The following is a 15,442-nucleotide window of genomic DNA, read 5'->3' on the forward strand; positions in this document are numbered from 1 at the left end:
GATGTCAGTAAATATTAAAAATAATGAAGTAGGCGTATTTGCCTTAGGCGGTTTAAATGAAGTTGGTAAGAATATGTATGGCGTCCAATTTCAAGATGAAATTATCATTATGGATTCTGGTGTGATGTTCCCAGAAGACGAATTGTTAGGTATTGACTATGTCATTCCTGATTATCAATACCTATTACAAAATCGTAATAAGATTAAGGGAGTTATTATCTCTCACGGTCACGAAGACCATATAGGTGGAATTCCATTCTTATTGAAAGAGATAAACGTGCCTATCTATGCTGGCAAGTTAGCCTCAGCTTTAATTCGTAATAAATTACAAGAACGTGGACTGTTGCGTGATGCAGAAATTCATGAAATTGATGAAGATTCTGTGATCCGTTTCCGTAAAACAAGCGTTAGTTTTTATCTAACAACTCACTCCATTCCAGAAGCATATGGTGTGGTAGTTAAAACACCTCCTGGAAATATTGTCTTTACAGGAGATTATAAGTTCGATTTCACACCGGTAGGCAAACCAGCCGACTTACATAAGATGGCACGAATTGGTGAAGAAGGAGTCCTATTATTACTAGGTGATTCAACAAATGCCGAAGTACCAACCTTTACTAATTCAGAAAAAATTGTCGGCCGTTCGATTCGCAACATTATCCAAAAAGAAGAAGGACGCGTTATTTTCGCTACTTTCGCATCCAATGTGTCTCGATTGCAACAAGTCGTAATGACAGCCTATGAGACAGGTCGTAAGATAATTGTTTTCGGTCGTTCGATGGAATCTTCCATTAAGACAGCTAGAGAATTAGGTTATGTGGATGACAAAGGGGCAGATATTTTCATTGAACCAAGAGATATTAATAAATATCCTGCTAATAAGATTTTAATTCTATGTACTGGTTCACAAGGGGAGCCAATGGCAGCTTTAAGCCGTATCGCTAATGGTACGCACCGACAAATTTCGCTTCAACCTAATGATACCGTTATTTTCTCTTCTTCACCTATTCCAGGAAATACTATGAGTGTTAACCGTGTCATCAATCAATTAAGCGAGCAAGGTGCCAAAGTGATTCATGGAAAGGTCAATAATATTCATACTTCTGGTCACGGTGGTCAGCAAGAGCAATTATTAATGCACCGTTTAATGAAGCCTAAATATTTCATGCCAGTTCATGGGGAATATCGCATGTTAAAAATCCAATCGGAATTAGCTCAGATGACTGGGATTCCAAAAGAAAATTGCTTTATTATGTCTAATGGCGATGTTCTAGCTCTTACTGCCGACTCTGCTCGTGTAGCAGGACGCTTTCCTGCTCAGGATGTATATGTCGATGGTAATGGTATTGGTGATATTGGTAACATTGTACTGAGAGACCGTAAAGCTCTGTCAGAAGAAGGACTAATCATTGTTTCAGCTACTATTGACTTTGAAGCTAAACAATTGATTGCCGGACCGGATATTATGTCTCGAGGCTTTATTTACATGCGAGAATCAGCAGACCTGATCAATGATATTCAAAATAAGGCGCGCGCAATTATCAACCGCGGCTTAAATGAGTCAGGCGCTAATATAAATGAACGGAGCGTGCGAGATCTATTGCTCAGTCAATTAGAACCGGCTATTTATCAGAAGACGCAGAGAAATCCGATGATTATGCCGATTTTATTAGATATTAATAAAGGGGTAAGACCTCATCAAACGAAGTAGTAGTTAGTATTAGAGTTAAAACAAGTAAAGGAGCGATCATATGTATAGAATCAACAAATTACGTCAATCACTTAAAGAACAAAAATTCGATGCAATCTATGTAACGGATATGTTAAATATAAGATATTTAACCGGCTTTACCGGCTCGGCTGGTGCCGTATTTGTAACTCAAGATAAGGCCTTCTTTATTACCGATTTCCGTTACAATACTCAAGCTAGTCATCAAGTTAAGTCTGCAACAGTTGTTATCCATCAAAACGGAGTAGATCAAGAAGTTAAAAACTTAATCGATCAAGAAAAGGTTCAAACACTAGCCATAGAAGCAGATAATATGAATGTCAGTCAATATCTAAAAATTAAAGATCTATTTGCAGCAGATATTAAAGCAAGTCAAGGGTTAATCGAAAAAATTCGCTTAATTAAAGATGAATCGGAACTTGAGACCATTCGACAAGCATGTGAAATTACCGATCAAGCGTTTGAACATATCTTAACCTTTATTAAACCTGGTGTAACTGAAATTCAGGTTGCTAATGAGTTAGAAGCTTTTCTTAAGGATAAAGGATCAACAGGCATGTCTTTTGATACTATTGTCGCTTCAGGTGAACGCTCTGCCATGCCTCACGGTGTAGCGAGTGAAAAAGTGATTGAAGATGGCGATATTGTGACGCTAGACTTTGGTTGCTACTATAAAGGTTATTCGTCTGACATGACTCGTACGATTGCGGTAGGATCGATATCAGATAAAATGAAAGAAGTCTATGAAATTGTACTTGAAGCACATCAACGCGTAATCAGAGAGGCTAAAGCTGGCATGACTGGTAAGGAAGTAGATGCGATAGCTCGTGATTATATTACGGAAAAAGGCTATGGTGAGTACTTTGGTCACTCTACTGGCCACGGTGTCGGTTTAAATGTCCATGAAGAACCTGCAGTCTCTAGTCGTTCTGAAGCGGTTTTAGAGACGAACATGGTAATTACTGATGAACCCGGTATTTACTTACCAGGTATCGGTGGTGTTCGCATTGAAGATGATTTAATTGTGCAAGCAGATCGTGTAATACCAATCAACCGTAGTCCCAAAGAATTAATAATTATATAGGAGGCTAAAGGATGTTAAATAAACAAACTGTCGCATTTGAATCTCTCAGCGAACAATACTTAGGCGAAATTAATATTACGATGGGTGTCTTGGAAGACATTGCAGCCAAAGCTGCTTCAGAAATTGATGGTGTACTTAGTTCATCACAAAAAAAAGAAGCAGGAAAATTTTTGCGTATTCAAGGATCAGGTGTTAATGCTAAAATGCGTCAAATTGAAGACCGTATTTCGATTGATATTAATGTAAGCATTGCTTACGGTAAAACAGTTCCAGTTATAGCCGCTGCTATTCAAGAACGTGTTAAAGAACAAATTCTATACATGACAGATCTTATCGTCAGTGAAGTGAATGTTCATGTCCAATCGATTGATACAGAACCAAAAATGAATTCAGAGTTAAAAACTATTGGGAATAGCGAAAAAGAAATCGGAGAATAGGATGAAAAAATTATCACGTCATCAGCTAAGAGAAAAAGCAGTCCAGAGTTTATATCAATTAGTAATTGCTAGTGACCAGTTTCAAAGTGAGGATGCTGTAGAATTCGCTTTAGAAGCCGGTAATGATCCTGAGAAGGGATACTCAGGTGAGATAGATTCTTATCTAATAACCTTAGTTAGAGGAGTAAGAGACAATCAGTTGGCGTTAGATGATATGATTAAACAATATCTCAGCCAATCTTGGACTCTTGATAGAATAGCAAGTATTGATCTAACCATTTTACGCTTAGCTTTTTTTGAAGTGCTCTTCATTGACGAAGAGAAAGTTCCAGCCAAAGTAGCGGTTGACGAAGCGATTGAATTATCTAAGACTTTTTCAGATGATCGATCACGACAATTTATCTCAGGTGTTCTCGCTAAACTTTTAGCTAACCAAATCTAAATGGCGCCAGAAGAAGAATGTGAAGAAATTATTCTTTTTCTGGCTTTTTTCTTATAAGAATTTATTAAAGAAATGGGTATAACTTGTATAAGTATTTTAGGATGGATATAATCAAAGTGTCATCATATTAATTTAAAAGGAGCATAAAATTATGAAAAAACAAAAAGTTTTACTACTTGCTTTAGCTGCTTTAACAACTTTTCCAGCCAGTATGCCTTTGATTAGCCAATCAGCTATGGCAGTTGAACAGGCTGAGCAAACTTTGCAAGTAGAAAAATTAGCTTTAGGAGCGACTTTAAATTCACAACAAGCCCAACAAACCATTCAATTATTAGGCGCTAATCAGGTAACTCCTGAGAATACAATTTATGTTGACGGTGTGATGATTGATCGCTATTTAAACATTGGATCAGATGCTTCAACAGATGTATACTCGTCCGTATATATTAAGCCTCAAGCACCTGGTACAGGAATTAAAGTTCAAATTGTAACGCCTGAAAATATCACTGCTGTTTCAGCGACAACCTATCAAAATGCAGCTATTACTGCAGGGGCTCAAAATGCTTTATTAAAAATTGGTAGTTTTTTACCTGTAACGGGTGAGGGGGCACTTACTGGCTTATACGCTCTATTAGAGTCACAAGGTGTAGAAGTTAAGCAGCATGACATGCAAACGGCACAAAAAGAAATTTCTGTCGTAAATAATGTTAAGACTGAAACAGGGTTAACCGATGCACAAGTAAACGTAATTATTGCTGAAATTAAGAAAGAAGTTGCTGCTCAAGTTCAAAATAATGGTCAAGTAAACTCGACTGAAATTGTAAACACAGTTGTAAATAATGTTATTAATAACACTAATATTGAAGGCGATGGCAATGTTGTCGATAATTCAGTTGCTACCGATGTAGAGATTTCTAATCAAACGAAGCAAGAATTAGAGCAATATGCCAATGATTTTGCCCAGACCGATGCTGCTGCTAATGAAGACACTGTTCAACAACTAGATGCATCAATCGAAGACAAAAAATGGGACAATATTCTTGCTCAACTAGAGCCTAAAATGACTATTGATGAAATTAAAGCAGTAGAAACACCTGATTTTTCTGATACTGAAAAGTATCACGAAATTTTACCTGCTTTATACAATCGTTTCAAGCAAGCAGTCGATCAGGGGATCCGTGTAGATGATATCTATGCCCATACCTTTATCATTGAAGCCATCCAACCAGAGCTTACAGTTGAAACGAAAGCAGAGTTAGATAATTTTAGAGAATTGCTTTATCAATATACAGCTTCTTTTGAAGGAGATTTAAAAGCAGCGGCTGAAAATGAAGGCTTTGAATTCCAACCAATCAAAGATCTGTGGATGGCTAAATTACAAGAAGCTGAAAATCTTGAAAGTTCTGATGCATCCTTAGCTGAGATAATTCAGTTAATAGCTAACGCTACTGGATTTGCTCCACAAGTTTATACCTATACTGACATTGAGCAAGACGATAAAGTAATTAGTCTATCTGTAGCAGAAGATAGCTCTACTAAGATCACCACAGTAGCACGTTTTGAATACGATTTAGAAACTGGAGTAATTAGTGAAGTTGACCCAGTATCCATGGAAGCTGTGCCATTAAATCAGGATACCTATGATTTCAATGCTGTTTATGGTGTCAATGTTGAAAATAATTATATTGCTAATAAAATCCCAGTTGATTATAGGATTCCTGGTTACACACCAGTTGAATCCACTGAAGAAGAAACAACTTTAGAAGAAATGGTTGAAGAGCCAGTTGATTCTGTAGAAACTCAAACCCCTGCAGAAGAGCCAACAGAAGAACTTCTTGAGGAAGAAGCACCAAGTGAAGAAAGCGTGGATGAGACAGTTCCAACTGAAGAGACAGAGAGTGTCGATCCAGTGTAAACTGATAGATGGTCTTAAGCTATAAAAAGAACCAGGGTCAATGATTGCCTGGTTCTTTTTGTTTTCTAGTTCTCTGAATTAGATTGTGCTAAAATAGAAAAGAATGATATCAAGAGAGGTGATGGAGTGACCCAAGATCAAAAGAACTATATCACGGTAGGAGCCTTATCAAAATATATCAGTCAAAAATTTGATCGTGACCCGCATATTCAAAGGATTAGAGTCTTGGGAGAGATTTCTAACTATCGTTATCGTCCTAATTCTCATCAATATTTTTCTTTAAAAGAAGGCCAAGTCCAAATTAATGCGATTATGTTCAAGAGTCAATTTCACCGTTTAAAATTCCAATTAGAAGAAGGCATGAAAGTTTTTGTAACGGCTAGAGTAGGAGTTTATGAAGGTGGAGGAAGGTATCAACTTTATGTTGAAAATATTGAGCCTGATGGAATTGGCTCTTTATACCTAGCACTTGAACAATTAAAAGAAAAAATGAAAGCCCAGGGACTTTTTGATCGTCCCAAGAGAAAAATATGTAAATATCCTAAACGACTAGCAGTGATAACTAGCCCATCGGGTTCTGTCATACGTGACATTATTACGACTGTTCAACGTCGTTATCCAATTGTCGAAATTGTTGTCTTTCCTACTAAAGTTCAAGGTAAGGAAGCGGCTAAAGAAATTGTTGCGTCATTTAAGCGGCTAGAAGAAAGCACTATTTCTTTCGATGGTGTTATCTTAGCACGCGGAGGTGGTTCGATTGAGGACTTATGGTGTTTTAACGATGAAGGAGTTGCCCATGCTATTCTTGCATGTCCCTTGCCAGTAATATCTTCGATTGGCCATGAAACCGATACTACGATTGCTGATTTAGTGGCTGATTTAAGAGCTCCAACTCCGACTGCTGCAGCGGAACTATCTGTTCCTGTGCTGCAAGAAGTTTTAATGACGATTAGCCAGCAACAAGTACGATTAATAAATGCTTTTCGAGGGCGCTTAGAATGGTCTCAAGAGCGTCTGGCAAGATCTGCTCGATCATATGTTCTTACTCAGCCAGAAAGACTGTACCAATCCTACGTGCAGAGTGTTATGCATTTAAATGAACGATTGAAAATGCGTCAAGAACAATATTTTTCACGCCAAAAACAAAAAATCAATCAACTAAAACAGGCTGTATATGCTTATAATCCTCAACAACAAATTAGCTACCGTCAAGAAAAATTAGGGACACTTCAACTAAGTTTACAACGCTCCTTCAATGATTATTTAAGAAGAAAATACGATAGGCACATGAAGGCAAGTGCCTTATTAGATGCATATAGTCCGCTGAAAATAATGGCAAGAGGATATTCTTTAGTTGAAAAAGAAGGTCAACAAGTAACTTCAAGTCATCAATTAACTGAAGGAGACCGTTTAAATATCCAATTATATAAGGGGCGTGCGAATGTTTTAGTAGAATCACTCGATAAAAATGAGCCAATAGATAGGGAGGATTAATCGATGACAGAAAATAAAACAGTAGAATCAACCATTAGTTTTGAACAAGCTTTACAAGAGTTAGAAGAAATTGTTCAACAATTAGAAAGAGGGACACTACCACTTCAAGATGCCTTACAAGCCTTTCAAAAAGGAATTTCATTAAGTCAGCATTGCCAAGAAGAATTAACGGAAGCCGAAGCGACAGTTACCAAAATGATGACTGAATCGGGATTACAGCCTTTAGATGAGGAGAATAAAACAGAATGATATTAGGTGGGCCCTTACGTTCCAAATTTGAACAGGCTTTGCAAGAGCAAGTTATCTCTTTAAATTCACCTTTAGAAATGGTGAAGCCAATGGTCTACTCGCTTAATAGCGGTGGAAAGAGATTAAGACCCTTACTTTTACTGACAACTATTGCGATTTTTAACAAAAAGAAAATTGATCAGGCTATGTTAACAGCCATTGCTTTAGAATTTATCCATACTTATTCTTTAATCCATGATGACTTACCAGCCATGGATGATGATAAGCTGCGAAGAGGCCAACCAACCTCTCACGTTAGGTTTGATGAAGCCACAGCAATCTTAGCTGGTGATGCCCTTCAAGCGGATGCTTTCGCAATTTTATCTAAAGATGAAAGCTTGCAAGCCCATCAGAAGGTCGCTCTGATCAGAGAATTGGCTCATGCTGCAGGTTCATCTGGAATGGTTGCTGGACAGCTTTATGACATTAAGGCAGAAAATAAAACGATAGACATTGAGCAGTTACAACAAATTCATTTGATGAAAACTGGCCTTTTATTTATATTTGCTATGAAAGCAGCTACAATTATTTTAGAGGCTGATCAAGCTGAAAGCGATCTAATGATTACTTTTGGACAGCACTACGGTGTTGCGTATCAAATTCATAATGATCTAAAAGATGTCATAGACTTGAATGAAGAAGTGGATAGCTTAACTTACTCAGATATTATCAATCATAAATCAACTTATCCTAGTCTTTTAGGAGTAGGACAAGCTAAAGCGAGTTTGATTGAAGAAATCAAGTTAGCAAGAAAAGCTTTAAACGATTTAGAAAAGCTTAGCCATAAATCTTTCAAACAGTTAGATAACTTTCTATCACCTCTTGAAAAACACCTATAAGGAGTAATGAATGAAAAAAGAACGAGTCGATAAGCTAGTGGTCCAAGCAGGAATTACTCACTCACGTGAACAAGCACGCCGTCTGGTTATGTCAGGAAAAATCTATGATCAAAACGATCAGCGCTATGATAAACCAGGTGAAAAAATACCGATTGATCGCGAGCTCTATCTGAAAGGGAAACCTTTCCCTTATGTATCGCGTGGGGGATTAAAGTTAGAAAGAGCCTTATCTTCTTTCAATATTGATATTACAGACCATCTACTTTTAGATATCGGTGCTTCAACAGGAGGATTTACCGATGTGGCTTTACAAAATGGCGCACGCTTATCTTATGCTTTAGATGTAGGTTACAATCAATTAGCTTATTCATTAAGACAAGATCCTAGAGTAGTCGTAATGGAACGGCAAAACTTTCGCTATGCTCGCTTCGAAGATTTTACAAAAGGACAGCCAACAATAGCAACAATTGATGTCTCTTTTATTTCTTTAGCTTTAATTTTGCCACCATTACAGCCGATTCTAAAAAAAGATGGTTCTGTTATTGCCTTGATTAAACCACAATTTGAAGCAGGACCTAGTCGGATTGGTAAAAAGGGTGTCATAAAAGACCCAGCAGTTCATCAAGAGGTCCTTGAAGAAGTATTAGCCTTTATTAGTAAAATTGGCTTTGTTATTAAAGAGCTTACCTATTCGCCAATTACAGGAGGCGAAGGGAATATTGAATATTTAGTGCATTTAATCAATGCTAGGCAAGTAGATAATCAAAGCCACTCAACAATTGCCATCGCAAAAATTGTGGAGGAGAGCCATCAAGCTTTTGAATAAACAATGCAAAGAGGTGCCTTATGTTAATCAGTTTAAGAATTGAAAACTTTGCAATTATTGATCAAGTTTCTATTGATTTTGATGAACAGATGACAGTGCTCTCAGGGGAAACTGGAGCGGGAAAGTCGATTATTATTGATGCGATTGGTATCTTATGTGGTGGAAGAGGGTCTACTGAGTTTGTGCGAAAAGGAAGCCCAAATCTCTTTATTGAAGGTCTTTTTAGTTTACAAGGAAATGAAAAGCTCTTAATGCAATTGCAAGCAATTGGAATTGAAATTGAGGATCCAGAAGATGCCCTTTTGATTCAACGCGAGATCCATAAGAGTGGACGAAATGTTATTAAAATTAATCAACGACCAGCTAATGTGACCATGCTAAAACGAATTGGTCGTTATTTGGTAGATATTCATGGTCAAAATGAACATCAAGCTCTGTTAGACTCCTCACGACATCTTGAGTTACTGGATCTTTTTGCTAGTGAGAGCTTACTTCAAGTTAAAGAAAAATATCAGCTAGTTTATAATCACTATCAAGATTTAAGACAGCAATTGTTAACTAAGAAATTTGACGAACAAGATGCACTTCAACGTTTAAATTATTTAGAGTTTCAGTTAGAAGAATTAAAAAATTTAGATTTAGTGGCAGATGAGGATCAGCAACTGCTACAACAAAGCAAGAGACTTCAAAATGCACAGTTAATGAGTCAGTATCTTAATGAAATCAACCAGCTAATGACCGATCAAGAAGCTAGTGTCGATCAGCAAATTGAGCGAGTGCTTTATCTGTTACAGCACTTGGGAAGATTTGATAATCAATATTTGTCATTTGAGGAGCGCTTACAAGGCCTGCAAGTAGATTTAAAAGAATTAAGCCGAGAAATTGCTTTTTCTTTTGATGTGCCAGATTATGATGAACAAGTGATGGATGAAATTCAAAGAAGACTAAGTCAGTTGGAAAAAGTTCAAAAAAAATATGGGCGTAATATTGAAGAGTTAATCGATTACCAGCTTGAACTCGTTAAGGAAATTGATCAAATTAAACATTTTGAAAGTTATCAAAAACAAACACAGGAAGCCTTCCTCAAAACTTATGAAGAAGCCTTTGAATTAGCTCAAAGCATATCCAATCTCCGTAAAGAAGCAGCCAAAGCAATTGTCTCAGAAGTTGAAGGTCAATTAAAAGAACTCTACATGCCGCATACTGAATTTGAGGTCAAGATGCGACAGGTAGAGTCTGATTCTAATTTGCAACCATTCTTTTCCAATTCTTATTTACGTTTGAATGAAGCGGGTATGGACCAAGTTGAATTCTACTCAAGGACTAATTTGGGAGAAGAAAGTCAACCACTGGCTAAAATAGCATCTGGTGGTGAACTTTCACGATTTATGTTGGCCTTGAAGACAATTTTCGCAAGAAATCAATCAGTTGAGACCTTAATATTTGATGAAATTGATACAGGGGTTTCTGGTAGAGTCGCTAGTGCTATAGCGAGTAAACTGGCTAAAATCGCTCAAAATAAACAAGTCTTATGCATCACCCATTTAGCACAAGTAGCTGCCGCAGCCAATCAACAGCTAATTATTAAAAAAGAAATTAATCAAGAGCGCACGGTTACACAAGTGGATTATTTATCAGAAGAAGAGCGAGTAGCCATGATTGCTGGCATGATGTCTGGTGAAGTACAATCTGAATCCAGTCTACAAGTAGCTCAAGACCTGCTCACATCCTATCAAAAGAATTAGGGGGTTTTTGTTTGAATAAACTACCGATAGTAGTGATTACAGGACCAACAGGAGTTGGGAAAACCACTCTTTCAATCCGTTTGGCTAAACGTTTCAAAGGGCAGATTATTAATGCGGATTCAATGCAAGTATATCGTGGATTGGATATTGGAACAGGAAAAATTAAATCGGAAGAAATGTCAGGAGTACCTCACCATCTCTTAGACATCTACGACCCGCAAGATAATTATGATGCCAGTCAGTTTCAGGCCGATGCCAATCGTGCAATCGAACAAATTTCGGCGGAAGGAGACTTGCCCATATTAGTGGGGGGGACAGGTCTTTATTTAGAGGGTTTACTTTATGACCTTTCATTTGGTGGTCAGGAATCAATGGATTCTCACTACCGTAAACATTTAGAAGAAAGATTGCAAAACGAAGGCGAAGGTATTCTATGGCAAGAATTGAATGCTATCGACCCTTTAGCTGCAAAGAAAATCCCAATACAAAATGGCCGTCGGATTGTACGAGCTTTAGAAGTTATTAAGCAAACAGGCAAACTTTTTTCAAGTCAGACCGATATAAGTAACCGTCAATCACGGTTTAATGAATTATTGATTATTTTAAATCGTCCGCGCGAGGAATTGTATAGTCGAATTAACCGCAGAGTTGAATTAATGGTCGAAGAAGGATTGGAAAATGAAGTCCATCAGCTGTATCAGCTTAACAAAAATCTAGAGCTTTCAAGTATGAAAGGTATTGGCTATAAAGAGTGGTGGCCTTATTTTGAGCAAAATCAATCACTTAAAGAAACGATTACGACTATCCAGCAAAATAGCCGGCGCTATGCAAAAAGACAATTAACTTGGTATCGTAACCGCATGAAAAATCAGCATTGGATTGATTTAAGCAATCCAGATTATGAAGATGAAGCAAATGAATTAATCGCAAATTTCCTAGAAGAAATTGAAAGGGAGAAAAATGATTGAAACAAGAAAAGGGCCTGAACGAGTCCTAATAGTGGGTATCCGAACGGATACTTATCAAGAAGATCGTTTTATGGAATTAATCTCAGAGATGGAATCCTTGACCCAAACAGCAAAGGGTGTGGTCATTAAAACAATGATACAAAACTTACCCAGACTCAATCATCATTCTGCCGTTGGGTCTGGCAAGTTAGAAGAAATCCGGCTCTATGTAGAAAGTGACGCTATTGATCTAGTTATCTTTTTTAATGCACTCTCACCAAGTATGAACAAAGTAATTGAGGCTGAATTAGGTGTGAAAGTCATTGACCGTGTTCAATTAATCCTCGATATCTTTGCCATGCGAGCTAAGAGTCGCGAAGGAAAGCTACAAGTTGGCTTAGCGCAATATCAATATTTATTACCAAGAATTGGTGGCCAAGGTAAGTCACTGTCTCGTTTGGGAGGAGGGATTGGTACCAGAGGTCCAGGTGAAACGCAATTAGAGACCGATCGCCGTCATATCCACTCTCGCATTACCCAAATAAAAAAAGATTTGCAGGAAGTGGTGCAGCATCGTAAACGAACACGCGAAAATCGCCACAGTGGTCGTGAGTTTAACATTGGCTTAGTAGGCTATACTAATGCTGGCAAATCGACTATTTTGAGTCAAGTAACGGAAAGTGAAACTTTCGTACAAGATCAATTATTTGCCACTCTAGATCCTCTCACTAGACAATTTGCCATTCATGGTCACCCAATGTTTACTTTGACAGATACCGTCGGTTTTATTGAAGAACTACCTACTCAATTAATCGAATCCTTCAAGTCAACATTGGAAGAAATCCGTTATATGGATGTCTTACTACATGTGGTTGATGCTTCCAATCCTGCCCATCTCATGCATGAAGAAACAGTCAACCGTATTTTGAAAGATATTGAAGCAGACCATATTCCGGTTTTAACGGTTTATAATAAAAAAGATGCAATGGAAGAGTCATTTGTTGCTGTTCAAAAACCAAATATAACGATTTCCGCTTTAGAAGCGACGGACATTGAAAAATTAAAAGAAGCGATTTGGGCTCTTTGTATTCAGTCAGCTGAGGCATACTCTGTAAAAATTTTACCCGAAGAAGCAGACCTCTTATCGCATTACCAACAAAATACGCTAGTCGAGAGTTTAGACTTCGATGAAGAAAATCAATTCTATCGAGTGACAGGATACCGTCGTAAACAAAATGACTAGCAGAGACTATAAAGGAGGATGAAAATGTTAACGATGAAAGATATTATTAAAGAAGGTCACCCAACCTTGCGTTTAAAAGCAAAAAAGGTAACTTTCCCAATGGATCCTTCGTTAAAACAAAAAGCCATGGAAATGTTAGAGTTTCTAAAGAATAGCCAAGATAAGGAAAAAGCAGAAAAATATGGGTTAAGACCGGGGGTAGGTTTAGCAGCCCCACAGATAAATATAAGCAAACAGATATTTGCTATGCATATTTATCAATTTGATGATGAAGGCAACATTTCTGGTGAAGAAATGAGTCAAATTTTCGTTAACCCAGTGATTACGAGACACTCTGTTCAGGAAGTCGCTTTAAGTGAAGGTGAAGGGTGCTTATCAGTGGATCGTGAAGTAGAAGGTTATGTGCCTCGTCCACAAAGAATAACACTCAAGTATCAAGATCTGGAAGGGAATGAACATAGTTTAAAATTAAGGAATTATCAAGCTGTGGTAGCTCAGCATGAAATTGATCATTTGCATGGTATCATGTTTTATGATCATATTAATGAGCAAGCGCCTTGGTATGCTAACAAGGATTTAATAATAATTTAGTTTAAGTATTAGCTAATCTAGAGAATAGATTGTTTGAATTTAATATTCTATGATATAATACTTAAGTAATTTGAAGAAGTTAGGAGAAGATAAGATGATTTCAGCAACAGATTTAAAAGCCGGTATGACTTTTGTGGACGAGGGAAACTTGATTAAAGTTTTAGAAGCTAGTCACCATAAACCGGGTAAAGGAAATACTGTTATGCGTATGAAGCTTCGTAATGTTCGCTCAGGTGCAACCTATGATACTACTTTTCGACCTGATCAAAAGTTTGAACGCGCATATTTAGACACTAAAGAAGTTCAATATCTTTACAAAATGGACGGTATGGCTGTGTTTATGGATTTAGAAACATACGAGCAATATGAACTGCCAGCTGATACCATTGAAAATGAGCTATTCTATTTATTAGATAATATGAACTGTAAAATTCAATTCTTCGGTCATGAAGTAATCGGAGTTGAATTACCAGGTACGGTTGTCTTGACTGTTTCGGAAACTCAACCTTCGATTAAGGGAGCAACCGTTACTGGCTCAGGCAAGCCGGCTACAATGGAAACAGGTTTAGTTGTAAACGTCCCTGATTTTATTGAAGCAGGTGAAGCATTAGAAATTGGAACAGCTGACGGATCTTATAAGGGAAGAGCTAACAAATAAGTTTAAAAGACGCAGCTTAATGAATTTTTTATATCATGATTGTTCGAAGATAAAAGCCCCTTGCTGATTAAAGATTCAGCAAGGGGCTTTTAATCAGTTAATCAAGTTCAGTAAAGGTTGCCCAATTATAATAAGAACCTTCATAGTTCTTAACATTTTCAAAACCTAACATTTCCATAATTAATTGCATATAGGCCGAACGAATATTGCTTGGACAATAAGTGACGATGGCATCCTCTTTATTAAATCCTTATTCTATGAAAAGAGCTTCGAATTCTTCATTTGATTTTAATAAAACCTCCTCATTATAAAGGTCTGTATTCTGTATATGAAATATTAATTGCGCCAGGCAAATGACCACCTTTTTTTAAGTGAGTCAAGGATTTTATAATCGGCAATTGTCTCAGTTAATTTGTGTGTATCAATAACAGCTGTACGATCGATATCTTTGACAGTTGCTTCCACTGGTTCTAAGGTTATTTGATCTTTAACCAATTGAATATCAGATTTAGCAATTGCTCCTGAAACATGGCCTTTTTTTGCTTCTTTTTGACCGCGGGTGTCAATAATTATAGTATCTGAATTGCCAAATCTGGAAGCCAAATAATTGACATCAACGATATAAACTCCATTGAAACGATTGAAATCAGCTTTATCTCCATTTAACTCACGCTCAGCTGTTTCAGCACTTGAGTTCTCCGTGTCACTTGCAAATGCAATAAAACTGTTATACGAGCTAAGACCTAGTGATAATAAAAATACTAAAAGTATATTTGTGATTTTTTTATAATATCCTTCCTTCATGTATTTTAGTACTATTGAGTAATAAATGGTAATAAACATCTGTGAAATAATTATATAAGTAGAAGCAACCTATCAGAATATTAAATAATCAAAATAAAAACCACCTCAACGAACTCTATTAATAGAGAACAATTGAGGTGGTTTAATGTTATAAAATATGCCAGGCAGGATTCGAACCTGCGACCTACGGTTTAGAAGACCGTTGCTCTATCCAGCTGAGCTACTGGCACATAACAGCTACATTATTATAGTTTTTTTTTTTTTGATTGTCAAGCTGTTTTTGTTAAACGTAAATGATAATGTTAAACGTAAATGATAATGTCTCAAGAGAACACAAATCAAAAAGTCCCACTATCCACTATAATAAATGATGAAAAGGATAGGAGGGAAAATGATGGGA

The 15,442-nt window shown here is 37.0% G+C and carries 15 protein-coding genes, 1 tRNA gene and 1 pseudogene; 14 read left to right on the top strand and 3 right to left on the bottom strand.

Features of this window, described 5'->3' with window-relative positions; all coding sequences use genetic code 11:
* Position 1: 1 nt before the first annotated feature.
* The 14 genes from rnjA to efp all read left to right on the top strand — a co-directional run bounded on the left by rnjA (position 2) and on the right by efp (position 14,238).
* Complete coding sequence (rnjA, locus tag ACQV2P_RS06820; RefSeq protein ID WP_428874279.1) at positions 2-1,711, top strand: ribonuclease J1; 1,710 nt, start codon at positions 2-4, stop codon at positions 1,709-1,711.
* A gap of 40 nt (positions 1,712-1,751) precedes the next feature.
* Positions 1,752-2,813, top strand: a complete 1,062-nt coding sequence (locus tag ACQV2P_RS06825) for a M24 family metallopeptidase (RefSeq protein ID WP_428874280.1) — start codon at positions 1,752-1,754, stop codon at positions 2,811-2,813.
* 11 nt (positions 2,814-2,824) lie between these two features.
* Positions 2,825-3,250, top strand: a complete 426-nt coding sequence (locus tag ACQV2P_RS06830; RefSeq protein WP_428874281.1) for an Asp23/Gls24 family envelope stress response protein — start codon at positions 2,825-2,827, stop codon at positions 3,248-3,250.
* 1 nt (position 3,251) lies between these two features.
* Positions 3,252-3,692, top strand: a complete 441-nt coding sequence (nusB, locus tag ACQV2P_RS06835) for a transcription antitermination factor NusB (protein WP_428874282.1) — start codon at positions 3,252-3,254, stop codon at positions 3,690-3,692.
* Positions 3,693-3,843: 151 nt separating this feature from the next.
* Positions 3,844-5,607 carry a DUF1002 domain-containing protein gene (locus tag ACQV2P_RS06840; protein WP_428875301.1) on the top strand — a complete coding sequence of 588 codons (1,764 nt, stop codon included), beginning with the start codon at positions 3,844-3,846 and terminating at the stop codon, positions 5,605-5,607.
* Between the two features lie 126 nt (positions 5,608-5,733).
* Entirely contained in the window at positions 5,734-7,101 is a 1,368-nt protein-coding gene (gene xseA, locus ACQV2P_RS06845) for an exodeoxyribonuclease VII large subunit (protein ID WP_428874284.1), read from the top strand.
* 3 nt (positions 7,102-7,104) lie between these two features.
* Positions 7,105-7,350, top strand: coding sequence for an exodeoxyribonuclease VII small subunit (locus ACQV2P_RS06850; protein ID WP_428874285.1), 246 nt, complete (start codon positions 7,105-7,107; stop codon positions 7,348-7,350).
* Entirely contained in the window at positions 7,347-8,228 is an 882-nt protein-coding gene (locus tag ACQV2P_RS06855; protein ID WP_428874286.1) for a polyprenyl synthetase family protein, read from the top strand. Before ACQV2P_RS06850 ends, ACQV2P_RS06855 begins: the two co-directional genes overlap by 4 nt.
* A 10-nt stretch (positions 8,229-8,238) precedes the next feature.
* The gene (locus tag ACQV2P_RS06860; RefSeq protein ID WP_428882402.1) at positions 8,239-9,054 is read left to right on the top strand and encodes a TlyA family RNA methyltransferase; all 816 of its coding nucleotides are present in this window, start codon (positions 8,239-8,241) and stop codon (positions 9,052-9,054) included.
* A gap of 20 nt (positions 9,055-9,074) precedes the next feature.
* Positions 9,075-10,799 (top strand): DNA repair protein RecN, encoded by a 1,725-nt coding sequence (gene recN, locus ACQV2P_RS06865; RefSeq protein ID WP_428894800.1) that lies wholly within the window; start codon positions 9,075-9,077, stop codon positions 10,797-10,799.
* 11 nt (positions 10,800-10,810) lie between these two features.
* Positions 10,811-11,767, top strand: coding sequence for a tRNA (adenosine(37)-N6)-dimethylallyltransferase MiaA (miaA, locus tag ACQV2P_RS06870; RefSeq protein WP_428876143.1), 957 nt, complete (start codon positions 10,811-10,813; stop codon positions 11,765-11,767).
* The gene (gene hflX, locus ACQV2P_RS06875) at positions 11,760-12,989 is read left to right on the top strand and encodes a GTPase HflX (protein ID WP_428893190.1); all 1,230 of its coding nucleotides are present in this window, start codon (positions 11,760-11,762) and stop codon (positions 12,987-12,989) included. Before miaA ends, hflX begins: the two co-directional genes overlap by 8 nt.
* Positions 12,990-13,013: 24 nt before the next feature.
* Positions 13,014-13,580, top strand: coding sequence for a peptide deformylase (gene def, locus ACQV2P_RS06880; protein ID WP_428874293.1), 567 nt, complete (start codon positions 13,014-13,016; stop codon positions 13,578-13,580).
* 94 nt (positions 13,581-13,674) lie between these two features.
* Positions 13,675-14,238, top strand: coding sequence for an elongation factor P (gene efp, locus ACQV2P_RS06885; RefSeq protein ID WP_428874295.1), 564 nt, complete (start codon positions 13,675-13,677; stop codon positions 14,236-14,238).
* 97 nt (positions 14,239-14,335) lie between these two features.
* Here efp and ACQV2P_RS06890 read toward each other — a convergent pair.
* The 3 genes and pseudogenes from ACQV2P_RS06890 to ACQV2P_RS06900 all read right to left on the bottom strand — a co-directional run.
* A pseudogene (locus tag ACQV2P_RS06890) lies at positions 14,336-14,470 on the bottom strand (rhodanese-like domain-containing protein); the annotation flags it as partial.
* 104 nt (positions 14,471-14,574) lie between these two features.
* Complete coding sequence (locus ACQV2P_RS06895) at positions 14,575-15,042, bottom strand: hypothetical protein (protein WP_428893189.1); 468 nt, start codon at positions 15,040-15,042, stop codon at positions 14,575-14,577.
* Between the two features lie 156 nt (positions 15,043-15,198).
* Positions 15,199-15,272 (bottom strand) — tRNA-Arg (locus ACQV2P_RS06900).
* Positions 15,273-15,442: the final 170 nt, after the last annotated feature.

The sequence above is a fragment of the Facklamia sp. P12932 genome (assembly GCF_050409545.1).
GTDB lineage: Bacteria > Bacillota > Bacilli > Lactobacillales > Aerococcaceae > Facklamia.